Origin of the sequence: Massilia terrae (assembly GCF_024753145.1) — a bacterium.
GTDB classification, from domain to species: domain Bacteria; phylum Pseudomonadota; class Gammaproteobacteria; order Burkholderiales; family Burkholderiaceae_D; genus Telluria; species Telluria terrae.
The window spans coordinates 180,281-203,076 of the sequence record NZ_JANUGU010000005.1; the positions used below are offsets into that span (position 1 = coordinate 180,281).

Genomic DNA, 22,796 nt, shown 5'->3' on the forward strand with positions numbered 1-22,796 from the left:
TCTATGGATCCCCGCCTCCGCGGGGATGACGTTGTTTTGTGGTGCGGGCCACGCCAAAATAAAAAAGGCCGGGGTCTCCCCCGGCCAATCCAACTGCCCATCGAACTCGATTAGTCAGCCTGTTTGCGCAGGAAGGCCGGGATGTCGTAGGTTTCCACGCCATTGCGCTGCATCGCCTGCACCTGCTCCGATGCCTGCTCGCGGCGCCACACGGCCGGCTGCTTCATGCCGCCCATGGTTTCGGCCGCGCCCATCGCCATGCCGCCGCCGTACGACGGGGTGGCGGCTGCCATGATCGGCGCGTTGTGGGTGCCGGTGCGCAGGACCGGGGTCTGCACCAGCTGGATGTTCTTCTTGCCCTTGCCCAGGCCGGTCGCCACCACGGTCACGCGCAGGTCGTCGCCCATCTTGTCGTCATAGGCGATACCTTGTGCGATCGCGGCGTCCGGTGCGGCGAATGCGCGCACCGCGGCCATGACTTCCTTGATCTCCTTACCCTTCAGGCTGCGGCTTGCGGTCACGTTGACCAGCACGCCGCGCGCACCCGACAGGTCGACGCCGTCGAGCAGCGGCGAAGCGATCGCCTGCTCGGCCGCGATGCGCGCACGGTCCACGCCCGACGCGGTCGCGGTGCCCATCATGGCCTTGCCCTGCTCGCTCATGATGGTCTTGACGTCGTTGAAGTCGACGTTGATGTGGCCCGGGACGTTGATGATCTCGGCGATACCGGCCACCGCGTTGTTCAGGACATCGTCGGCGTGCTGCATCCACTCCAGCATCGACTCGTCTTCGTAGATCTCCTCGAGCTTCTCGTTGAGGATGATGATCAGCGAGTCGACGTGCTTGGACAGTTCTTCCAGGCCGGTCTCGGCGATGTCCATGCACTTGCCGCCCTCGTACGAGAACGGCTTGGACACCACCGCCACGGTCAGCGCGCCCTGGGCCTTGGCCACTTCGGCCACCACCGGCGCGGCGCCGGTGCCGGTGCCGCCGCCCATGCCGGCTGCGATGAACACCATGTGCGAACCGCGCAGCGCGTCTTCGATGCGGGTGCGGCTTTGTTCGGCCAGCTGGCGGCCGACGTCCGGACGCATGCCTGCGCCCAGGCCGGATTCGCCGATCTGGATGATGTTGTGCGCGGTCGACACCGCCAATGCTTGCGCGTCCGTGTTGGCGGCGATGAACTCGACGCCGGACACACCCTTGTTGATCATGTGCTGAACCGCGTTACCACCAGCGCCGCCGACACCCACGACCTTGATGATGGTTCCCAGTGCTGCGTTATCGACCATGTCAAACTCCATGTTTTGCTCCTGATATCAAGTGCCGTTTCCAATCGCCAGATCTCATAAGACCTCTATCAGGCCTGGAGATTGAAAACTGCGTGTTATTTTAAAAAACGCTTTATTTCGTATAAATTAAAAACCGCCTGCAACCGCAAAAAAAAACCCGCCGTCAGAAATTACCCAGGACCCACTCCTTCACCCGCTGCCACACCGCATTGATCGAGCCATCCTGACGAGTCACGATGTGCCCGCGCAAATACTGCTTCTTCGCTTCCAGCAGCAGGCCGAGCACGGTCGCGTAACGCGGACTGCGCACGACGTCAGCCAACTGGCCGCGGTAATCCGGCGTGCCCAGGCGCGCCGGCTTCAGGAAGATGTCTTCCGCCATTTCGATCATGCCCGGCATGATCGAGCTGCCGCCGGTGAGCACGATGCCCGACGAGAGCACGCCCTCGTAGCCGGAATCGCGCACCACCTGGTGCACCATCGCGAACAGCTCCTCGACGCGCGGCTCGATCACGGCGGCCAGCGCCTGGCGCGACAGCGCGCGCGGGCCGCGGTCGCCGATGCCCGGCACTTCCAGCGTCTCGCCCGGGTCGGCCAGCACCTGCTTGGCCACGCCGTAACGCACCTTGATCTCTTCCGCTTCGGCGGTCGGGGTACGCAGCGCCATCGCGATGTCGCTGGTGATCTGGTCGCCGGCGATCGGGATCACCGCGGTGTGGCGGATCGCCCCGTCCGAGAACACGGCGATGTCGGTGGTGCCGCCGCCGATGTCGATCAGGACCACGCCCAGTTCCTTCTCGTCGTGGGTCAGCACGGCGTCGGCCGAGGCCATCGGCTGCAGGATCAGGTCCGATACCTCCAGGCCGCAGCGGCGCACGCACTTGACGATGTTCTGCACCGCCGACACCGCACCGGTCACGATGTGCACGCGCACTTCGAGGCGGATGCCGCTCATGCCGATCGGCTCGCGCACGTCTTCCTGGTTATCGACGATGAATTCCTGCGGCACCGTGTGCAGCAGCTGCTGGTCGGTCGGGATGTTGACCGCCTTGGCAGTCTCGATGACGCGCGCGACGTCGGTCGCGGTCACTTCCTTGTCCTTGATCGCCACCATGCCGCTCGAATTGAACGAACGGATATGGCTGCCGGCGATGCCCGCGTAGACGTTGCGGATCTTGCAGTCGGCCATGAGCTCGGCTTCTTCGAGCGCGCGCTGGATCGATTCGACGGTCGCCTCGATGTTGACGACAACGCCCTTCTTCAACCCCTTGGACTCGTGCTGCCCGAGTCCGATGACCTCGTGGCGCCCGTCGGGCATCACTTCGGCCACCACCGCCACCACCTTGGAGGTGCCGATATCGAGGCCGACGATCAGGTTCTTCGCGTCTTTTGTCATTATTCGCCTGCAGTTTTTAGATATGCTTGGTTGTCTTGCTTGAATTGGTTTTCTTCTTGGCCGGCTTCACCGGCTTGCTTGCATCGCTCGGCACCGACAACGCGCTCGACGCCAGCGCCAGGCCGTTCGGATAGCGCATGTCGATCGTGTCGATATGCCCGTCCTGCAGGCGCGCCACCAGTTGCGGGTAGATGCCGACCAGGCGGTCCACGCGCGTCTTGAGCGTCTTGTTGTCCTGCTCGCGGCCAAGCGCCACGCTCATGCCGTTGTCCAGCTTGACCGTCCACGCGTAGCGGTCCGACAGGCTGAGCGACTCCGGCGCCAGCTTGATCGGCGCGAACCAGCTGCGCAGCTGCGCAAAGCGCGCCAGCACGTCCTTCTCGCTGCCCGGCGGCCCCTCGAACGCCGGCAGCGGATGATCGTCGTCGGCCTCGGCCAGGTTGGCGGTGAAGACATCGCCCTTCACCGACAGCAGGCGCCCATCCTCGCCCCAGGTGCCGAGGGCTTCATGTTCCTCGACGTCGACGATCAGCTCATTCGGCCACTCGCGCCGCACCGAAGCGCGCCGCACCCACGGCACCGACTCGAACACGCCGCGTACCTGGTCCAGGTCGGCCGTGAAGAAGTTCCCCTTGACCTTCCCCACGATGCCGTTACGGACCGTCAGCTCGTTCACGTGCTTCAGGCCGATGCCGTACATGCTCTCGACCTTCACCGTGCGCAGCGTGAACATCGGACGCTGCGACACCCACCACACCCCCGATGCGATACAGGCGAGCACCGTCAGGGCCATCAGGCCGCCGGCGGTCGCATTCAGGGTTCGGGTGTCTTGCCACATAATCCGTTTGTCTTTTCCTCGTTACTTCTTCTGTTGGCCGATCTTCAGCCGCGCGCCGCGCAGGATCTCGACGCACAGGTCGGCGTATTCCAGCCCGATCGCGCGGCCCGCCATCGGCACCAGCGAGTGCCCCGTCATGCCGGGCGAGGTGTTCGCCTCCAGCAGGAAGGGCTTGTTGTCCGATGCGCGCAGCAGCACGTCGATACGCGCCCAGCCTTCGCAGCCCAGCGCGTTGAAGGCGTCCACGGCGATGCGCTGGATGGCGGCGGTGCTCGCGGCGTCCACGTCGGCCGGGCAGTAGTACTTGGTGTCGTCGGTGAAGTACTTGTTCTGGTAGTCGTAATTGCCTTGCGGGGCCACGATCTCGACGATCGGCAGCGCGCGCGCGGTCTTGCCGCGGCCAAGCACGGTCACGGTCAGTTCGCGGCCGCTGACGAATTCCTCGGCCAGCACTTCCTCGTCGAAGCCGGCGGCCAGCTCGTAGGCGGCCTTCAGCTCATCGGCCTTGGTGACCTTGGTGATGCCGATGGTCGAGCCTTCATGCGGCGGCTTGACGATCAGCGGCAGGCCCAGATCGGCGGCGACCTTGTCGAGGTCGGTGTCGGCCATCAGCACCGCGTAGTTCGGCGTGGGCAGGCCATGGTGCAGCCAGATCTTCTTGGTGGTGATCTTGTCCATCGCGACCGACGAGGCCATCACGCCGCTGCCGGTGTAGGGAATGCCGAGCTGTTCGAGCACGCCCTGCAGGCTGCCGTCCTCGCCGTAGCGGCCGTGCAGCGCGATGAACACGCGGTCGAATTTTTCGGCGGCCAGCTCGGCGATCGAGCGTTCGGCCGGGTCGAAGCCATGGGCGTCGATGCCCTTGCTTTTCAATGCCTGCAGCACGCCGGTGCCGGACATGATCGATACCTCGCGCTCGGCGGAGCGGCCGCCGAACAACACGCCGACCTTGCCGAAGGCCTTGGCATCAGTGGAAGAAAGTGCGCTCACGTTGAAGCCTTTTGGGTTGTCAGTTGATGGGGGACGCCGCTGATCGAGCCTGCGCCCATGGTGATGACGACGTCGCCATCGCGTGCCGCGTTTTGAATCGCGGCCGGCATGTCGGCAATCGCCTGCACAAAAATCGGTTCCACCTTGCCGGCGGCGCGCAGCGCGCGCGCCAGGGCGCGGCCATCGGCGGCCACGATCGGCGCCTCGCCGGCGGCGTACACGTCGGCCAGCAGCAGCACGTCGACGGAGGACAGCACGCGCACGAAGTCCTCGAACAGGTCGCGGGTGCGGGTGTAGCGGTGCGGCTGGAAGGCCAGCACCAGGCGCCGGCCCGGGTAGGCGGCGCGCGCGGCGGCCAGCGTCACCTCGGTCTCGACCGGGTGGTGGCCGAAGTCGTCGACCAGCGCGAAGCTGCCGCCGCCTGGGATCTGGATCTCGCCGTAGCGGGTGAAGCGGCGGCCGACGCCGCGGAATTCGGCCAGACCCTGCGCGGTGGAAGCGTCGTCGACGCCGATCTCGCGCGCGATCGCGATCGCCGAGCAGGCGTTCAGCACATTGTGCATGCCGGGCTGGTTGAGAACGAACTCGGTGTCCGGATAGCCGGCCTGGCGCACGGTGAAGCGCATTTGCAGGCCGTCGGCGCGCGCGTTCAGGGCGCGCACTTCGGCTTCTTCCGAAAAGCCGTAGGTGGTCACGGGCTTGGTCACCTGCGGCAGGATCGCGCGCACATGCGGGTCGTCGATGCACATCATCGCGCGGCCGTAGAACGGCAGGCGGTGGGTGAAGTGCACGAAGGCCGCCTTGAGCTTCTCGAAATCGTGCTCGTAAGTGTCCATGTGGTCGGCGTCGATGTTGGTGATCACCTCGATCATCGGCGACAGGTTCAGGAACGAGGCATCCGATTCGTCGGCCTCGGCCACGATATAGTCGCCGGTGCCCAGCTTGGCGTTGGCGCCGGCGCTGTTCAGGCGGCCGCCGATGACGAAGGTCGGGTCCAGCCCGCCCTGGGCCAGCACCGAGGCCACCAGGCTGGTGGTGGTGGTCTTGCCGTGGGTGCCGGCGATGGCGATGCCCCGCTTCAGGCGCATCAGCTCACCGAGCATGATCGCGCGCGGCACGATCGGCACCTTGGCGGCGCGCGCCGCCACCACTTCCGGATTGGATTCGTTGACCGCGGTCGAGGTCACGACGGCGTCGGCGCCGGCGACGTTGGCGGCAGCGTGGCCGATCATCACTTGCGCGCCCAGCTGCGCCAGGCGCTGGCTGGCGGCGTTGTTCGACAGGTCGGAGCCCGACACCTTGTAGCCGAGGTTGAGCAGCACCTCGGCGATGCCGCTCATGCCGCTGCCGCCGATGCCGACGAAGTGAATGTGTTTGATCTTGTGCTTCATGTACGCTGCCCTGCCAGTTGTTCGAGTACGCCCGCGATGGCGTCGTTGGCGTCGCGCTGGCCGACCGCCATCGCGGCTTCCGCCATGCGCAGGCAATCGTCGCGCGACGTCGCTTGCAGCAGGCTCGCGAGCCGCTGCGGGTTCAGTTCGCCCTGCGGCAAGTGCACCGCCGCTTTCTGCTTGTCCATCCAGATCGCGTTGTCGCGCTGGTGGCTGGTGGTGCTGGCTACGAAAGGCACCAGCACGCTGGCCACGCCGGCCGCGGTCAGTTCCGACACCGTGATCGCGCCGGCGCGGCAGATCACCAGGTCGGCGTTCGCGTATTCGGCGGCCATGTCGTCGATGAAGTCGAGCACATTGGCCTGCACGCCGGCCTGGGCGTACGCAGCGCGCAGCGCCTCGATGTTCTTCTTGCCCGACTGGTGGGTCACCACCGGGCGCTCGCCGGCCGGGATCAGGGCCAGCGCCGCCGGCACCGCGTCGTTCAGCACCTTGGCGCCCAGGCTGCCGCCCACCACCAGGATGTTGAGCGGGCCGCCGCGGCTGGCGAAGCGGCGCGCCGGCGCCGGCATGGCGAGGATCTCCTTGCGCACCGGGTTGCCGGTGACGACCGCCTTGCCGGCGGCCTTGCCGAAGTCCGCCGGGAAGCCGAACAGGACGCGCTGCGCCAGCGGCGTGAGCGTCTTGTTCGACAGGAGCAGCGCGGCGTCGGCATTGACCAGCGCCAGCGGGATGCCCTTCAGGCGCGCCATCATGCCGCCCGGGACCGTGACGTAGCCGCCCATGCCGAGCACCACGTCGGGCTTCCTCTTGCCGAGGAAGCCGAGCACGTGGCCGAAGCTGGCCGCCATCTTGAACGCGCCCGAAATGGTGTGGCCGATGCCCTTGCCACGCATGCCGGCGAAGTCGATGGTATCCATCTCGATGCCGTGCTTCGGCACGATGTCGCGTTCCATGCCGTGCGCGGTGCCGAGCCAGCTGACTTCCCAGCCGCGCGCGCGCATGGTCTGCGCGATCGCGATGCCGGGGAAAATGTGGCCGCCGGTGCCGGCCGCCATGATCATCAGGCGCTTCATTGGCGGCCTCCCCGCATGCGGACGCGGTTCTCGTAATCGATGCGCAGCAGGATCGCCAGGCCGACGCAGTTGAACAACACGCCCGAGCCGCCGTAGCTCATCAGGGGCAAGGTCAGCCCCTTGGTCGGCAGCAGGCCCAGGTTCACGCCCATATTGATGAAGGTCTGCACGCCGATCCAGATGCCGATGCCCTTCGCGGCCAGGCCGGCGAAGGTCTGGTCGAGGGCGATGGCCTGGCGGCCGATGTCGAAGGCGCGCTTGACCAGGAAGTAGAACAGGCCGATCACCACCAGCACGCCGATGAGGCCCAGCTCCTCGCCGATCACGGCCATGATGAAGTCGGTGTGCGCTTCCGGCAGGTAGTGCAGCTTCTCGACGCTGCCGCCAAGGCCAACGCCGAAGATCTCGCCGCGGCCGAAAGCGATCAGCGAGTGGGTCAGCTGGTAGGCCTTGTCCAGCGCATTCCCTTCCTGCCACGGGTCGAGGTAGGCGAACATGCGCGCGCGGCGGAACGGCGACAACGCGATGATCGAGGTGAACACCATCACCAGCACGGCGCCGATGCCGCTGAACCAGACCATATTGAAGCCGCCCAGGAACAGGATGCCCATCGAGATGCAGACGATGACGCCGAAGGCGCCGAGGTCGGGCTCCCACAGCAGCAGCAGGCCGACCACGCCCATCGCCACCGCCATCGGCAGGAAGCCCTTGGTCAGCTTGTGCATGTACTGCTGCTTGCGCACGGTGAAGTCGGCGGCATACAGCACCGACACCACCTTCATGATTTCGGACGGCTGCAGGTTGAACACCTTCAGCGACAGCCAGCGCCGCGAGCCGTTCACCACCACGCCCAGACCCGGGACCAGCACGATCGCCAGCAGCACCAGGGTCACCAGGAACATCAGCGGCGCCAGGCGCTGCCAGGTCGCGATCGGCACACGGAAGGTGATCCAGGCCGCGACCAGCGAGATCGCGATGAACATCGCCTGGCGCACCAGGAAGTAGTAGTTCTTGTTGCCGAGGTAGGAGAACTTGGGCGCGTCCGGCAGCGCGATCGAGGCCGAGTACACCATCACCATCCCGAACAGCATCATCAGCACCGTGACCCAGACCAGCAGCTGGTCGTACTCCATCATCCGGGACGGGCGTGCGCGCGCGGCGATCGCCGCATCGCTGGAGTCACCGCCGAACAGGAAGGGGATCTGGAAGGCCATCAGATGTCCTGCCCCTTCTCGAGCGCGATCTCGCGCACGGCGTCGACAAACACCTGGGCGCGGTGCGCGTAATTCCTGAACATGTCCAGGCTGGCGCAGGCCGGCGACAGCAGCACGGCGTCGCCCGCTTTCGCCAGGCCGCTGGCGCGGCGCACGGCTTCTTCCAAACCGGGCAGGTCGAACATGGGTACGCCGGACGGCTCGATGCCGGCACGCACGGCCGGCGCGTCGCGGCCGATCAGCAGCACCGCGCGCACGTAGCGCGCGCACGGCTCGGCCAGCGGCGAGAAGTCCTGTCCCTTGCCGTCGCCGCCGGCGACCAGCACGATCTGCTGGTCTTCGCCGGCGAAAGCCTTGCCCAGGCCCTGCAGCGCGGCCACGGTGGCGCCGACATTGGTGCCCTTGCTGTCGTCGTAGTAGTCGACGCCGTCGATGGTGGCGACCAGCTCGACGCGGTGCGGCTCGCCGCCGTATTCGCGCAGGCCGTGCAGCAGCGGCGCCAGCGGCAGGCCGACGGCGCGGCACAGGGCCAGCGCGGCCAGCGCGTTGGAGGCGTTGTGGATGCCGCGGATGCGCAGCGCGTCGGCCGGCATCAGGCGGCTGACGCTGAACTCGACCGGCGCTACCGGCTCGTTTTTCTTGCGTTTTTTCTCGGGCTCGTCGTCCAGCGGCACGGCGTTGGACAGCCACAGGACATTACGCTCGTTGACCAGGCCGAAGTCGCCGGCGGCTTCCGGCTCGCCGATACCGAAGGTGACGGCCGCCGCGTTCGGCGAACGCATGCCCATCACCATGGCGTCGTCGCGGTTCAGCACGCGCGTGGTGTGCTCGCCGAAGATGCGCGCCTTGTCGGCGGCGTAGGCCGCCATGCTGCCGTGCCAGTCGAGGTGGTCCTGGGTCACGTTGAGCACCGTGGCGGCGTCGGCGTCCAGGCTGAAGGTGGTGTGCAGCTGGAAGCTGGACAGCTCCAGCACCCAGGCCTGCGGCAGCTCCTCGAGGTTGAGCGCCTCGCGCAGCACGTCCAGCGCGGCCGGGCTGATGTTCCCGGCGACCTTGGTCGTCAGTCCGGCACGCCGGCACAGCAGGCCGGTCAGGCTGGTGACGGTGGTTTTGCCGTTGGTGCCGGTGATGGCGATGACTTTCGGCGCGTAGCCGCGTTCCGCCTTGAGGGCGGCCAGCGCCTGCGCGAACAATTCGATCTCGCCCCACACCGGGATGCCGCGTTCGGCAGCTGCCGGCATGATGCCTGCCAGCTCGCGGTTGGGCGCGAGGCCCGGGCTGACGGCGACGAAATCGACGCCGTCGAGCAGGCCGGCGCCGAACTCGCCGCCGACGAATTCGGCGGTCGGCGCAATCGCCTGCAGGGTGGGCAGGCGGTCGGGCGCGCTGCGCGTGTCGGCAACGCGCAGGCGCGCGCCGCAACGGGCGAGCCATTGCGCCATCGCGAGCCCGGATTCCCCGAGCCCCAGCACCAGTGCGAATTTGCCTTGATAGTCCATTTCTTAGCGCAGCTTCAGCGTCGACAAGCCAACCAGTACCAGCATCATGGTCACGATCCAGAAGCGGACCACGACCTTGGTTTCCTTCCAGCCCTTCTGTTCGAAGTGGTGGTGCAGCGGCGCCATCAGGAACACGCGGCGGCCCTGCCCGTAGCGCTTCTTGGTGTACTTGAACCAGCTCACCTGGATGATGACCGACAGCGTCTCGGCCACGAAGATGCCGCCCATGATGAACAGGACGATCTCCTGGCGCACGATGACGGCGATGGTGCCGAGCGCGCCGCCCAGCGCCAGCGCGCCGACGTCGCCCATGAACATCTGCGCGGGGTGCGCGTTATACCAGAGGAAGGCCAGGCCCGCGCCCGCCATCGCGCCGCAGAACACCAGCAGTTCGCCGGCGCCCGGGATGTGCGGGATGAACAGGTATTTGGAATAAGTCGCGTTACCGGTCAGGTAGGCGAACAGGCCGAGCGCGCCGCCGACCATCACGGTCGGCATGATCGCCAGGCCATCCAGGCCGTCGGTGAAGTTGACCGCGTTGGAAGCGCCCACGATCACGCAGTAGGTCAGCGCGATGAAGCCCCACACGCCCAGCGGATAGCTGACGGTCTTGAAGAAGGGGACGATCAGGTCGGCCTTGGGCGGCAGGTCCATCGAGAAGCCGGACTGCACCCAGGCGAAGAACAGCTCCCACACCTGGAACGGCGTCGCGGCCGACACCGAGAACGCCAGGTAGAGCGCGGAGGTGATGCCGATCAGGGACATCCAGAAGTACTTCTCGCCCGAGCGCATGCCTTCCGGGTCCTTGTAGACCACCTTGCGGTAGTCGTCGACCCAGCCGATCGCGCCGAAGCCGAGGGTGACCACGATGACCGGCCAGATCAGGCGGTTGGACAGGTCGCACCACAGGAAGGTGGAGATGCCGATCGCGATCAGGATCAGCACGCCGCCCATGGTCGGGGTGCCGTGCTTTTGCAGGTGGGTCTGCGGGCCATAGGTGCGCACGGCCTGGCCGACCTTCATCTCGGTCAGCTTGCGGATCACCGGCGGGCCGAACACGAGGCCGAGCGTGATCGCCGTCGCCATCGCGAACACCGCGCGGAAGGTGATGTAGTTGAAGACGCGCAGTGCGCTAACGTCCTGCTGAAAATATTGTGCCAGCCAAAGCAGCATGTCAGTGGGCTTCCTTCCCTGTGTTTTGTGATCCGATGAGGTGCTGGACCACGCGCTCCATCTTCATGAAGCGCGAGCCCTTCACCAGCACAGTCGCGTTTGATTCGCTGCCCAGTTGTGAATCCAGTGCTGCCAATAAGTCGTCGAACTGCCCAAAGTACCGCGCGCCGGAGCCGACCATGTGGCGGGTCAGTTCTCCGGTCACCAGCACGGTCTCGATGCCGCGGCTGTTCGCGTAGGCGCCGATCTCTTCATGAAACTGCTGTCCCTGCGTGCCGACTTCGCCCATGTCGCCCAGCACCAGGATGCGCGGCGCGGCGGCCTGCGCCAGCACGTCGATCGCGGCACGCACCGAATCCGGGTTGGCGTTGTAGCTGTCGTCGATCACGGTCGCGCCATTGGCGGCCTGCTTGCGCTGCAGGCGGCCGCCGACCGGCGTGAAGGCTTCCAGGCCGCGCACGATCGCGTCCTGTTCGATGCCGGCGGCCACCGCGCAGGCCACGGCGGCCAGCGCGTTGCGCACATTGTGTTCGCCGGCTGCGGCCAGCTTGATGCTGAACTGCGCGTCGATCATGTTCACCGTGACCACGCTGCCGAAGCTGCCGGCGGTGTAGGCGCCGCGCACGTCGCAGTCGCCGGACAGGCCGAAGGTGAGGCAGCGGCGGTCCGGCCGCGTATTGGCCATCTGCCGCCACAGCGCGGTGTATTCGTCGTCGCCCGGGAACACGGCCACGCCGCCTTTCGGCAGACCTTGCAGCACCGAGCCATTCTCGCGCGCCACCGCTTCCACGGTGTGCATGAATTCCTGGTGCTCGCGCTGGGCGTTGTTGACCATGCCGACCGTCGGTGCGGCGATGACGGCCAGGCGGCCGATCTCGCCGGGATGGTTCATGCCCATTTCGACCACGGCGGCGCGATGGTTCGCTTCGAGGCGCATCAGCGTCAGCGGCAAGCCGATCTCGTTATTCAGGTTGCCCTGGGTGGCCAGGCGCTCGCCTTCACCGTAGGCGGCGGCGAGGATGGCGGAGATCATCTCCTTGACCGTGGTCTTGCCGTTGCTGCCGGTGACGCCGATGACCGGGATATCGAAGCGGCCGCGCCACCAGTTGGCGATCTGGCCCAACGCGGTGAGCGTGTTCGGCACCACGATGGCCGGCAGGGTCCAGCCGGCCGGCAGCTTCTCGACAACGACAGCGGCGACGCCCTTGGCCGCCACCTGCTCCAGGTAGTCGTGGCCGTCGAAATGCTCGCCGCGCAGCGCGACGAACAGCTGGCCGGCCGAAACAACGCGGCTGTCGGTCGACAGGCCAATAAATGCCGCGTTCTGCGTCATGCGCGCGCCGCTGATGGAGGCGATCATGGGAGCCAGGGATGCGCGCATTTCAGTTCGTCCTCAACATGGTCACGCGCGCGGTCAGCGCCAGCGCCGCGTGGTCGGCGTCGGAGAATGGCATCTTCCGGCCCTTGATTTCCTGGTACGGCTCGTGGCCCTTCCCCGCCACCAGGATCACGTCCTGCTTGCCGGCCTGCTTCACGGCCAGCAGGATCGCGGCGGCGCGGTCCTCGATGGCCTGGTAATCCGTATCCGGACGGTTGGCATCCATGCCGGCGACGATCTGGGCGATGATCGCGCCCGGCTCCTCGCTGCGCGGATTGTCGCTGGTGACCAGCACGCGGTCGGCGGCTTGCGAGATCGCGCCCATCTGCGGGCGCTTGCCCGGATCGCGGTCGCCGCCGCAGCCGAACACGCACCACAGCTGGCCGCCGCGGTCGGTGGCCACCTGGCGCAGCGCTTCCAATGTCTTTTCCAGCGCGTCCGGGGTGTGCGCGTAGTCGATCACCACCATCGGCGCATCCTGGCCGCCGAGCTGCTGCATGCGGCCCGGCGCCGGCGTCAGCGACTCGACCGCATCGACCGCCTGCTTGAGCGCGACGCCCTTGGCCAGCAAGGTGGCCAGCACCGCCAGCGCATTGCTGACGTTGAAATGGCCGACCAGCTGGGTCTTGAGGTTGGCGCCGCCGCTGGGCGAATCGAGATGGAATTCGGTGAGGGCGTTACGGCTGCGCAGGTTGGAGGCGCGCAGCATCGCGATGCCGTCGATGGCCGGCTGCTCGTCCTCGCCGCGCACCGTGTAGCCGGTGACCGGCAGCGCCGCGACGTTGGCGCGCAGGTGCGCAACCAGCCGCAGCCCGGCCGGATCATCGAGGTTGACCACGGCGGCCTTCAGTCCCGGCCACTCGAACAGCTTGCGCTTGGAAGCCTCATAGTCTTCCATGGTGCCGTGGTAGTCGAGGTGGTCGCGGGTCAGGTTGGTGAAGATGGCTACGTCGAAATGCATGCCCGCGGCGCGCTGCTGGTCCAAACCAATGGAGGATACCTCGATCGCCAGCGCGGTGGCGCGCGCGTCGCGGACCTCGGCCAGCTTGCGGGCCAGCAGCACCGGATCGGGCGTGGTGAAGCCGGTCGGGTCGAACGTCGGTTCGGCGCGGCCGCGGAACAGGCCCACGCCGAGGGTGCCGATCACCGCGGCGGTTTCGCCCAGCTTCGCGAAGGCCTGGCCGAGCCAGACCGCGATCGAGGTCTTGCCATTGGTGCCTGTGACGCCGACGGTGAACATGCCGGCATCCGGCATGCCCAGGCAGGCGTGCGCGATCGGGCCGGCCTTCGTTTTCAGGTCGCTCACGGCCAGGTGCGGCACCGCCAGCGCGGCGTCCCAGGCGTAGCCGCGCTCTTCGTAGACCACGGCGGCGGCGCCGTTCTGCACCGCCTGCGTGATGTAGGCGCGGCCGTCGCCGGCCTCGCCGGGCCAGGCAAAGAAAACGTCGCCCGGCCGCACCAGGCGCGAATCGGAGACCAGCCGGCCTTGCGGCGCGGTGGCGCCGATCCATTTGCAGGTGTCGTTCACGCTCGCGGCCATCAGTTCTCCTCCTCCGAATGTGCGGGGATGATGATGTCGGTGACGTCGGAATCCGGCGCCACGTTGGCGGCGCGCAGCGCGTTGGCGGCGAGCGCGGCGAAGGTCGGCGCGGCCACGCCGCCGCCGGTGTGGATGGCGCCTTGCGGGTGGCTGATCAGCACCGCGATGACGAAGCGCGGGTTGGACAGCGGCGCGATGCCCGCGAACACGCCGTCGTAGTCGGTCTTCGAGTAGCGCCCGTTGATGACCTTCTCCGCGGTGCCGGTCTTGCCGCCGACGCGGTAGCCGGGCACCTGGGCCTGCGGCGCGGTGCCGCCAGGCTGCACCACCATTTCGAGCATCCCGCGCATCTGCGCCGCGGTGCGGGCCGAGAACACCTGCTGGCCGACCGGCGGCTCGGTCACCTTGGTAAACGAGAGCGGGATGATGTCGCCGTTGCGCGCAAACGGCAGGTAGGAGCGCGCCAGCTGCAGCAGCGACACCGAGATGCCCTGGCCGAACGCCATATTGGCCTGCTCGATCGGGCGCCACGATTTGTACGGGCGCACGCGGCCCGCCACCGCGCCCGGGAAGCCGAAGCGCGGCGCCTGGCCGAAGCCGCACTTGGTGAACATCTCCCACATCTCCTGCGACGGGATTGGCAGCGCGATCTTGGACACGCCGATGTTCGACGACTTCTGGATGATCTGCTGGACGTTGATCACGCCGTGCGGGTGGGTGTCGTGGATGGTGTTCGGGCCGATCTTCATGCTGCCGTTGCCGGTGTCGAATAGCGTGTCCGGCGTGATGCGGCCGGTATCGAGCCCCAGCGCCACCGTGAACGGCTTGAGCGTCGAACCCGGCTCGAAAGTGTCGGTGATGACGCGGTTGCGCAGCTGCTCGCCGGTCAGGCCGCGGCGGTCGTTGGGGTCGTAGCTCGGCCAGTTGGCCAGCGCCAGCACCTCGCCGGTGTGCACGTCCAGGACCACCGCCGCGCCGGCCTTGGCGTGGAATTTGTCGACCGCGTTCTTGATGCTGTTGAAGGCGATGTACTGCAGCTTGCTGTCCACCGACAGGGTCAGGTCGCGGCCGTCGTGCGGCTCGCGCGACATGCCCATGTCCTCGACGATGCGGCCCAGGCGGTCCTTGATCACGCGGCGGCTGCCGACCACGCCGGCCAGCGACTTCTGCTGCGCCAGCTCCATCGCCTCCTGGCCGATGTCCTCGACGTTGGTGAAGCCGACCATGTGCGCCATCACCTCGCCCTGCGGGTAGAAACGCTTGTATTCGGGACGGGTGTCGATGCCGTCGATCTTCAGGGCCTTGATCTTGTCGACCACGTCCAGCTCGACCTGGCGCTTCAGGTAGACGAAGGTGCGGTCGGAATCGAGCTTCTTGCGCAGCTCGGGCTCGCTCATGTCGAGCAGCTTGGCCAGCTCGCGCAGCTTCTCCGGCGGCGAGGCCAGCACGTCCTCGGGGATCGCCCACACCGCCTTGACCGGCAGCGAGGACGCCAGCACCTGGCCGTTGCGGTCGAAGATCTTGCCGCGGATCGCCGGCAGTTCGAGGCGGTGTTCGTAGCGGCTGGCGCCCTGCTTCTGCAGGAAGCCGGTGGACATGGTCTGCAGCCACATCGCGCGCGCGCCCAGTGCCAGGAAGGCCGCGAACAGCACCAGCAGCACCAGGCGCGAACGCCAGTTCGGCACGCGCACGGCGAGCACCGGGCTGGTGGAGAACGCCACCCCCTTCGATGCCGCTACCCGCGCTGTGTGTGCGCCGCGCTTCATTTGCCGCCTTCCGTTAAATATTGAGTGCGCGCCGGCGACAGCGGCGCCATGTTCAGTTCCGAGCGCGCGATCTGCTCGATGCGCTCGTTCTTGCCCAGCGTGGACTGGTCGAGCTGGAGCTGGGCCCAGTCGATGTCGAGCTGGCGCGCCTGCTGCTGCAGGCGTTCGAGGTCGATCACCAGGTGGCGCGCGTGGAAGCGCGCGTTCACCACCGACAGCGCGCAGCAAACCAGCGCGGCGGCCAGCACGGCGTTGATCTTGCCGCTCACGCCGCGCCTCCGATGCGTTCGGCCACGCGCAGCACCGCCGAGCGCGCGCGTGGATTGTCCGCCACTTCCTGCGCCGACGGCTTGATCTTTGCAATCAGTTTCATTTGCGGCTGCGGCAGGTCGGCGGCCTTGATCGGCAGGCGGCGGTCCGGCTGCGCGACCTTGGCCTTGGACGCCAGGAACTGCTTGACGATGCGGTCTTCCAGCGAGTGGAAGCTGATCACCGCCATCCGGGCGCCGCCGGCCAGCATGGCGTAGGCCGCGTTCAGACCTGTTTCGAGGTCCTCAAGCTCCTGATTGACGAAAATCCGGACAGCCTGAAATGTACGGGTGGCCGGATCCTTGCCCTTTTCCCGAGTCTTGACCGCGTCTGCCACGATACCGGCAAGCTGCCGTGTGCCTGAAATTGGTTCGATTGCCCGGCGAGCAACAATCGCCTTTGCAATCTGAAAAGCAAACCGTTCTTCCCCATAATCCCTTATCACCTTTTCCAATTGTTGTTCGGGCACGGTTGCGAGCCACTCGGCCGCGGACACGCCGCGCGTGGTATCCATCCGCATGTCGAGCGGACCATCCTGACGGAAGCTGAAGCCGCGCGCCGCGTCATCCACCTGCGGCGACGAGATCCCCAGGTCGAGCAGCACGCCGTCGACCCGGTCGATGCCGCGCGCCGCGAGCGCGCCCTGCATCGTGGCAAAGCTGTCATGGACGATCGCGAAACGCGGATCGCCAACCTGTTCGGCGGTGGCAATGGCCTGGGGGTCCTTGTCGAACGCCACCAGGCGCCCCTTGTCGCCCAGACGCGACAGGATCAAGCGGCTGTGGCCGCCACGGCCGAAGGTGCCATCTATATAAGTACCGCTGGCGCGCGCGCCCTCGATGGCGAGCGCATCGACCGCTTCATCCAACAGCACCGTGCGATGCTGCAGGCCGGGCACCGTCGTGGAAATCATCTGCGGCGCCCTCTCAGAAACTGAAATTGGAAAGAACGTCGGGCATGCCGCCGGCAACCGCCTCGGCCTCGTCCTGGGCCAGCTTGGCGGCGTCCCAGATCTCGAAGTGGGTGCCCATGCCGAGCATCATCACTTCTTTTTCGAGTCCAACGGCGGCGCGCAGTTCGGGCGAAATCAGGACGCGGCCGGCGCTGTCAAGCTCGACATCGCAGGCGTTCCCAAGGAAAATGCGCTGCCACGCGCGGGCCGACATCGGCCAGGCAGCGATCTGCTCGCGGTGCTTTTCCCAGACCGGGCGCGGAAAGAACAGCAGGCAACCGTGCGGGTGGCGGGTCAAGGTCAGCTTGCCCTCGCATTGCTGCAAGAGGGCGTCACGGTGCTTGGCAGGGATGGACATCCTGCCTTTCGCATCGAGATTGATTGCTGACGCGCCTTGGAACACGTTGTACCTGGTCTTGGAGAGTGGTCAGTTTAGGTAATTCGTTCGCCGGGATTCCGAAATTCATCCCACAAAACGACACTTTTTCACACTGTTTCCCACTTTAGTGGAAGCAAGTTTTGCGGTCAAGCGAATTCACACGTGTAAAAAGCGATTTTTTTCAATGAACTCAAGGACTTAGCGCACTTTGCGTAGATTGCCTTTAGGAAAAAACATCAAGAAAATGAAGTACTTAGAAAACACTCTGAAAGTGCTACTTCATATTTACACATGGGTTTAACGGTTGTTTTCACGTCAAAAAAAACCGGAAGTAGTCTTAAAAAAGCAAAAGGGCCGGCAAACGATGCCAGCCCCGACTGATTCGGCCCGAAGGCCCCTGTGTTGATGTTGGCCCTTGCCCGGATGCTTAACTTTTGTCCAACTTGGCATCCTCCTTCTTGGCCTCTTCCATCGCCTCCGGCTCGAGCTCCTCGGCGGACCGGTTGAGCTTGATAAACAGGCCCCAGGCCGCGAGCAGCAAGGCGGTCGCGGCGAGCACGGCGGCGGCGCTCGGCAGCATCCCTGGATGTTCGTGCAGCGCCTTGAAGGTGCCGACCATCCCTTCCACGGCCAGCGCCACCACCAGCACCACCAAAAAGCGCGACAGGTAACGGCGCAGCCGCGTCGGCGCGCTGATGTGGGCGTCGCGGATGACCTCTTCCTCGGTGATGGTCTGCGCGATCTGCAGCGACACCACGGCGATCGCCAGCAGGCCGATCGCCTCGATCGCCTGGTTCGCGCTGTCCAGCGGCTCCAGGCCGACGGCGGCCCAGCCGGTGCGCGCCGCTTCGACCAGGAACAGCAAGGACACCAGCGTGAACATCGCGGCGATCAGTGCGTGTACTGTCGAGAAGAAGCGGATCAGGGCTCTCAAGCTGCCTCCATTGCAGGTCCTTGTCCCTGCGATTGTGCCTGATCGTACGGGAGGCATTCGCACCGTTGGCCCGGCGCCGGCCGGCTTACAGCAGGCGCTGCCAGTAGCCGACGTCGACCCAGCGGTCGAACTTGCGGCCGACCTCGCGGAACATCGCCACCTGCTCGAAGCCGAATTTCTCGTGCAGGCGCACGCTCGCCGGGTTGGGCTGGGCGATGCCGCCGATCGCCGCATGCACGCCGAGCGCGGCCAGGCGGCGCAGCAACTCTTCATACAGGGCGGAGGCGAGACCGCGGCCGTGGGCGGCCGCATCCAGGTAGACCGAGCATTCGACCGAAGACCGATAGGCGAGGCGCTCGCGCCACCTGGTCGCGTAGGCGTAGCCGGCCAGCTTGCCGTCCTGCTCGATCACCAGCCAGGGCAGGCCGATCGAGCGCACCGCCTCCACCCTGCGGGCGATCTCGGCGGCGCCGACCGGCTCAAGTTCAAAGGACACGGTCGTGTTGCACACATAATGGTTGTAGATCGCGGCAATGGCCTCCGCGTCCTGCGCTTGCGCCTCCCGAATCACTGCCAGCCTCCGTCGTGATGTGTTGCGCACCATTGTCGCATGTGGAAACCGCTTGCAATACTTCGAATATTCGAATATTATCGAACTAACGATACTTCCAGAACTATCGAAGAATGGATAATCCCGCTGTCGTTTCAGCCCTTGCCGCCCTCGCACAGGAATCGCGCCTGGCGGCGTTCCGCTTGCTGGTGCAGGCCGGGCCGGAAGGCATGGCCGCCACCCGCATCGCGGAAGCGCTCGGCATCCCGCCCTCTTCCTTGTCGTTCCACCTCAAGGAACTGACGCATGCCCAGCTCGTCAACCAGAACAAGGCAGGGCGCTCGCTCATCTACTCGGCCAACTTCGCCACGATGAATGGCCTGCTTTCCTTCCTCACCGAAAACTGCTGCGGCGGAGCGCCCTGCTCGACCGCCGGCCTTTCCACCTGCTCTCAAGGAGAATGTTCATGAAACGCTTTCACGTACACGTCGCCGTCGACAACCTGGCGGACAGCATCAAGTTTTACTCCGGCATGTTTGCCGCAGAGCCCAGCGTCGTCAAACAGGATTACGCGAAATGGATGCTGGACGATCCACGCATCAACTTCGCAATCTCAGTGCGCGATCGCGCGGTTGGGATCAACCACCTCGGCATGCAAGTCGATTCGGCCGAGGAACTGGCCGGGATGCAGGCGCGGCTGTCGAGCCTGCGCACGGATGTGGTCGAGCAGGCGGAAGCGGCATGCTGCTACGCGAAGTCCGATAAATACTGGGTGCAGGATCCGACCGGCATCGCATGGGAGACTTTCCACACCCTCGACAGCATCCCGGTGTATGGCGACGGCGCCGGTTCCGGCGCGCGTCCGGAAGACGCAGCGCGCTGCTGCGCGCCTGCAATCAAACCCGCCGCGTCCAGCTGCGGCACGAAGAGCAAAGCTGCTGATCGACCATGACCGACAAGACATATAACGTACTGTTCCTGTGCACCGGCAACTCCGCGCGCAGCGTGATGGCGGAGGCGCTGGCAACCACCCTGAGCCACGGCCGCTTCAGGGGCTTTAGCGCGGGCAGCAAGCCGGCTGGCAAAGTCAATCCGTTCGCCATCGAAAAAACGGACGCGATTGGCTACCCGTCGGCCAATTTGCGCAGCAAGAGCTGGGACGAGTTCGCTCTCCCCGGCGCCTCGCGCATGGATTTCATCATCACGGTATGCGACAACGCGGCCGGCGAGGCGTGCCCGGTGTGGCCGGGCCACCCCGCCACCGCGCACTGGGGCTTCGAAGACCCGGCCGCCGTCGCAGGCAGCGACGCTCAAAAGCGCGCCGCGTTTGAACAGGTGTTCCAGCAAATCCAGGCGCGCATGCGGATGTTCGTCGATCTGCCTCTGGAATCGATGGATGACGCCGCGGCGCGTGCAGCCGTGCGCCGAATCGGGGAGACCGCGGTATGACGCTCGCACGCCGCCTGGTGGCGGAGGGAGTCGGCACGGCGATGCTGCTGGCGGTGGTGGTCGGCTCCGCGACGATGGCCGACCGGCTCGCCGGCGGTAACCAGGCGCTGTCGCTGCTGGCGAACACGATCGCCACCGGCGCCGGGCTGCTGGCGCTGATCCTGATGTTCGGCACCATTTCGGGCGCCCATTTCAACTCCATCGTCACGCTGTCGGAGGCCTGGCAAGGCAATGTGCCAAGGCGCGAAGTGCTGCCCTATCTCGCCGCGCAGCTGCTGGGCGCCTTTGCCGGCGTGGCGGCGGCCCACCTGATGTTCGGCCTGGCGCCGTTCGAAACCTCGACGCACATGCGCGCCGGACCGGCGATGTGGTGGAGCGAGTTCGTCGCGACCTTCGGCCTGATCGGCGTGATCATGGGCTGCTCGCGCAGCCGGCCTTCGCTAACGCCGTTCGCCGTGGCCTCGTACATCACGGCAGGATACTGGTTCACGGCCTCCAGTTCGTTTGCAAACCCGGCAGTGACGCTGGCGCGCATGGCCACCAGCACGGTCGCAGGCATCCGGCCCGCAGACGCGACCGGCTTCATTATTGCGGAGCTATTGGGCGCGGCGGCGGCGACGGTGCTATTTGGCTGGCTGTATCCACCGGCGCCGGCGGGTGCGACCGTGGCCGGCACGGTGACGCCGGGAGAGTTTGCGGGCTCCAGCGACCAGGGGGTCAGGCCGCCCAGGATTTGACGGTCTCGACCGCACGCCGCCAGCCGGCCATCAGCGCGGCGCTGCGTTCGGGCGGCATCGACGGTTCGAACCGCCGGTCGACGTGCCACTGCGCGGCGATTTCCTCGCGCGACTGCCAGAAGCCGACCGCCAGGCCGGCGAGGTAAGCCGCGCCCAGCGCCGTCGTTTCGGTGACTTGCGGACGCACGACCGGGACACCCAGCAGGTCGGCCTGGAATTGCATCAGCAAGTCGTTGCGGGCCGCGCCGCCGTCGGCGCGCACTTCGGCGACCGGGCAATCGGCATCTTTCTGCATGGCCTCCAGCAGCACGGCGCTCTGGAAGGCAATCGCCTCCACGGCGGCGCGCGCGATGTGGGCCGCGGTGGTGCCGCGCGTCATACCGACGATGGCGCCGCGCGCATAGGGATCCCAATACGGCGCGCCGAGTCCGGCGAAGGCCGGCACCAGCATGACGCCGCCGCTGTCCGGCACGCTGGTGGCCAGCGCTTCGACATCGGACGATTGCCTGATAATGCCCAGCCCGTCGCGCAGCCATTGCACCGTGGCGCCGCCCATGAACACGCTGCCCTCTAATAAATAGTCGGTGCGGCCGCCGATGCGCCAGCCGACCGTCGCCAGCAAGCGGTTGCGCGACTGCGGCGGCAGCTCGCCCGCGTGCATCAGCATGAAGCAGCCGGTGCCGTAGGTGTTCTTGACCATGCCCTTGCGGTGGCAGGCCTGGCCGAAGGTGGCGGCCTGCTGGTCGCCGGCGATGCCGGCAATCGGGACCGGGTGGCCGAGCCATTCCGCTTGCGTCAGGCCGACCTGGCCGGAGCTGGACACGACTTCGGGCAGCAAGGCGGCGGGAACGCCAAACAGGTCGAGCAATTCCTCGTCCCAGCGCATCGTGTGGATGTTGAACAGCATGGTCCGGGAGGCGTTGCTGACGTCGGTGACGTGCCTGCCGCATAACTTGAACCCGAGCCAGCTGTCGACGGTGCCGAACGCCAGCTCGCCTCTTTCCGCACGCGCCCGTGCGCCGGGTACATGGTCCAGCAGCCACTGCAGCTTGGTCGCGGAAAAATAGGCGTCCAGTTCGAGCCCGGTCTTTTGCTGGATCAGGCCGGCCCTGCCCTGCGCGCGCACTTGCTCGCAGGCCTCAGCGGTGCGGCGGTCCTGCCAGACGATGGCGGGCGCGATGGGCGCGCCGCTGGCGCGGTCCCAGACGATGGTGGTCTCGCGCTGGTTGGCGATGCCGATCGCGGCCAGTTGCTGCGGAACGATGCCGGCCGTGCGCAGCACCTCGCGCGCGCAGGCGAGCTGGCTGTTCCAGATGTCGAGCGCGTCGTGCTCGACCCATCCGGGCTGCGGGAAATGCTGGGGAAACTCCTGTTGCGCACAGCCGGCCACGCGGCCGTCGCGGTCGAACAGGATGGCGCGCGAACTGGTGGTGCCCTGGTCGAGGGCAAGGATGAATTGCCGCATCAATGCCTCCCGGGCCGCCGGCGCGCCGGCGTGAATTCAATGTAAAGCAGGCCGATAGGCCGGATTCTGTTACGGCGGTTGCCCGCTATGACAGCCATTCCTCTAGGCGCCGAATTACTCCGGCGCTCAAGCTTCCTACCCGCACGCTCCGCGAGCAACATCAACGCGTGCCTATTTGGAATTGCTCCAGGTGGAGGTTACCGCGTTTCACCGTAACTTAATACGCTCGTCTCTGTGGCCCTATTCCTCGCCTTATACCCCGAAGGGATTTCAGCGGACGGCCGTTAACCGTCACCCTGCTCTGTGGAGTCCGGACCTTCCTCCCGCCAGCACCTTGCGGCGCCAGCCAGCGGCTGCCTGGCCTGCTTCACCCGGGCATTGTAACCGATGGGCGGCCGGGCCCCCGCCCCGTTTTATGTAATTTGGTGTCGCCATTTCAAAAGCCGCTATGGATCGGCTCGCATAGAA

The 22,796-nt window shown here is 66.3% G+C and carries 22 protein-coding genes and 1 other RNA gene; 4 read left to right on the forward strand and 19 right to left on the reverse strand.

What is annotated here, in order from left to right:
* Positions 1–110: 110 nt before the first annotated feature.
* From ftsZ to NX778_RS15930, 17 genes are all read right to left on the reverse strand, one after another.
* Entirely contained in the window at positions 111–1,304 is a 1,194-nt protein-coding gene (ftsZ, locus tag NX778_RS15850) for a cell division protein FtsZ (protein WP_258812732.1), read from the reverse strand.
* A gap of 151 nt (positions 1,305–1,455) precedes the next feature.
* Positions 1,456–2,688: a cell division protein FtsA gene (gene ftsA / locus NX778_RS15855; RefSeq protein ID WP_258812733.1), complete on the reverse strand. Its 1,233-nt coding sequence runs from the start codon at positions 2,686–2,688 to the stop codon at positions 1,456–1,458.
* Between the two features lie 16 nt (positions 2,689–2,704).
* Positions 2,705–3,526 carry a cell division protein FtsQ/DivIB gene (locus tag NX778_RS15860; protein ID WP_258812734.1) on the reverse strand — a complete coding sequence of 274 codons (822 nt, stop codon included), beginning with the start codon at positions 3,524–3,526 and terminating at the stop codon, positions 2,705–2,707.
* Between the two features lie 21 nt (positions 3,527–3,547).
* Positions 3,548–4,516, reverse strand: a complete 969-nt coding sequence (locus tag NX778_RS15865) for a D-alanine--D-alanine ligase (protein WP_258812735.1) — start codon at positions 4,514–4,516, stop codon at positions 3,548–3,550.
* On the reverse strand, positions 4,513–5,907 hold the full coding sequence (murC, locus tag NX778_RS15870) for a UDP-N-acetylmuramate--L-alanine ligase (RefSeq protein WP_258812736.1): 1,395 nt from the start codon (positions 5,905–5,907) through the stop codon (positions 4,513–4,515). The genes NX778_RS15865 and murC overlap by 4 nt, the downstream gene beginning before the upstream one ends.
* Positions 5,904–6,983, reverse strand: a complete 1,080-nt coding sequence (murG, locus tag NX778_RS15875; protein WP_258812737.1) for an undecaprenyldiphospho-muramoylpentapeptide beta-N-acetylglucosaminyltransferase — start codon at positions 6,981–6,983, stop codon at positions 5,904–5,906. The genes murC and murG overlap by 4 nt, the downstream gene beginning before the upstream one ends.
* The gene (gene ftsW / locus NX778_RS15880) at positions 6,980–8,197 is read right to left on the reverse strand and encodes a putative lipid II flippase FtsW (protein WP_258812738.1); all 1,218 of its coding nucleotides are present in this window, start codon (positions 8,195–8,197) and stop codon (positions 6,980–6,982) included. The genes murG and ftsW overlap by 4 nt, the downstream gene beginning before the upstream one ends.
* The gene (gene murD / locus NX778_RS15885; RefSeq protein ID WP_258812739.1) at positions 8,197–9,696 is read right to left on the reverse strand and encodes a UDP-N-acetylmuramoyl-L-alanine--D-glutamate ligase; all 1,500 of its coding nucleotides are present in this window, start codon (positions 9,694–9,696) and stop codon (positions 8,197–8,199) included. Before murD ends, ftsW begins: the two co-directional genes overlap by 1 nt.
* Before the next feature lie 3 nt (positions 9,697–9,699).
* Complete coding sequence (gene mraY, locus NX778_RS15890) at positions 9,700–10,869, reverse strand: phospho-N-acetylmuramoyl-pentapeptide-transferase (RefSeq protein ID WP_258812740.1); 1,170 nt, start codon at positions 10,867–10,869, stop codon at positions 9,700–9,702.
* A 1-nt stretch (position 10,870) separates the two neighbouring features.
* Complete coding sequence (locus NX778_RS15895; RefSeq protein ID WP_258812741.1) at positions 10,871–12,250, reverse strand: UDP-N-acetylmuramoyl-tripeptide--D-alanyl-D-alanine ligase; 1,380 nt, start codon at positions 12,248–12,250, stop codon at positions 10,871–10,873.
* A 1-nt stretch (position 12,251) separates the two neighbouring features.
* A complete protein-coding gene (locus NX778_RS15900; RefSeq protein WP_258812742.1) occupies positions 12,252–13,787 on the reverse strand; it encodes a UDP-N-acetylmuramoyl-L-alanyl-D-glutamate--2,6-diaminopimelate ligase in 1,536 nt (511 codons plus the stop codon).
* On the reverse strand, positions 13,787–15,553 hold the full coding sequence (locus NX778_RS15905; RefSeq protein ID WP_258812743.1) for a peptidoglycan D,D-transpeptidase FtsI family protein: 1,767 nt from the start codon (positions 15,551–15,553) through the stop codon (positions 13,787–13,789). The genes NX778_RS15900 and NX778_RS15905 overlap by 1 nt, the downstream gene beginning before the upstream one ends.
* Positions 15,550–15,822 carry a cell division protein FtsL gene (gene ftsL, locus NX778_RS15910; protein WP_258812744.1) on the reverse strand — a complete coding sequence of 91 codons (273 nt, stop codon included), beginning with the start codon at positions 15,820–15,822 and terminating at the stop codon, positions 15,550–15,552. Before ftsL ends, NX778_RS15905 begins: the two co-directional genes overlap by 4 nt.
* Positions 15,819–16,775, reverse strand: a complete 957-nt coding sequence (gene rsmH / locus NX778_RS15915; RefSeq protein WP_258812745.1) for a 16S rRNA (cytosine(1402)-N(4))-methyltransferase RsmH — start codon at positions 16,773–16,775, stop codon at positions 15,819–15,821. Before rsmH ends, ftsL begins: the two co-directional genes overlap by 4 nt.
* A 13-nt stretch (positions 16,776–16,788) precedes the next feature.
* On the reverse strand, positions 16,789–17,217 hold the full coding sequence (gene mraZ / locus NX778_RS15920; RefSeq protein ID WP_258812746.1) for a division/cell wall cluster transcriptional repressor MraZ: 429 nt from the start codon (positions 17,215–17,217) through the stop codon (positions 16,789–16,791).
* A 403-nt stretch (positions 17,218–17,620) separates the two neighbouring features.
* Entirely contained in the window at positions 17,621–18,127 is a 507-nt protein-coding gene (locus tag NX778_RS15925; RefSeq protein WP_258812747.1) for a hypothetical protein, read from the reverse strand.
* 85 nt (positions 18,128–18,212) lie between these two features.
* Positions 18,213–18,698 carry an arsinothricin resistance N-acetyltransferase ArsN1 family B gene (locus NX778_RS15930; protein ID WP_258812748.1) on the reverse strand — a complete coding sequence of 162 codons (486 nt, stop codon included), beginning with the start codon at positions 18,696–18,698 and terminating at the stop codon, positions 18,213–18,215.
* Positions 18,699–18,811: 113 nt separating this feature from the next.
* Between NX778_RS15930 and NX778_RS15935 the strand changes: the two genes are divergently transcribed.
* The 4 genes from NX778_RS15935 to NX778_RS15950 are packed head-to-tail and all read left to right on the forward strand — an operon-like array spanning position 18,812 to position 20,863.
* Positions 18,812–19,147, forward strand: coding sequence for an ArsR/SmtB family transcription factor (locus tag NX778_RS15935; protein ID WP_258812749.1), 336 nt, complete (start codon positions 18,812–18,814; stop codon positions 19,145–19,147).
* On the forward strand, positions 19,144–19,629 hold the full coding sequence (locus NX778_RS15940) for an ArsI/CadI family heavy metal resistance metalloenzyme (protein WP_258812750.1): 486 nt from the start codon (positions 19,144–19,146) through the stop codon (positions 19,627–19,629). Before NX778_RS15935 ends, NX778_RS15940 begins: the two co-directional genes overlap by 4 nt.
* The gene (locus NX778_RS15945; protein WP_258812751.1) at positions 19,626–20,126 is read left to right on the forward strand and encodes an arsenate reductase ArsC; all 501 of its coding nucleotides are present in this window, start codon (positions 19,626–19,628) and stop codon (positions 20,124–20,126) included. The genes NX778_RS15940 and NX778_RS15945 overlap by 4 nt, the downstream gene beginning before the upstream one ends.
* Positions 20,123–20,863, forward strand: a complete 741-nt coding sequence (locus tag NX778_RS15950) for an MIP/aquaporin family protein (RefSeq protein WP_258812752.1) — start codon at positions 20,123–20,125, stop codon at positions 20,861–20,863. Before NX778_RS15945 ends, NX778_RS15950 begins: the two co-directional genes overlap by 4 nt.
* Here the strand turns inward: NX778_RS15950 and glpK are convergent.
* Together glpK and rnpB are read right to left on the reverse strand one after the other, a co-directional pair.
* Positions 20,844–22,328, reverse strand: a complete 1,485-nt coding sequence (gene glpK / locus NX778_RS15955; protein WP_258812753.1) for a glycerol kinase GlpK — start codon at positions 22,326–22,328, stop codon at positions 20,844–20,846. The genes NX778_RS15950 and glpK overlap by 20 nt on opposite strands.
* 39 nt (positions 22,329–22,367) lie before the next feature.
* Positions 22,368–22,697, reverse strand: an RNA gene (rnpB, locus tag NX778_RS15960) — RNase P RNA component class A.
* Positions 22,698–22,796: the final 99 nt, after the last annotated feature.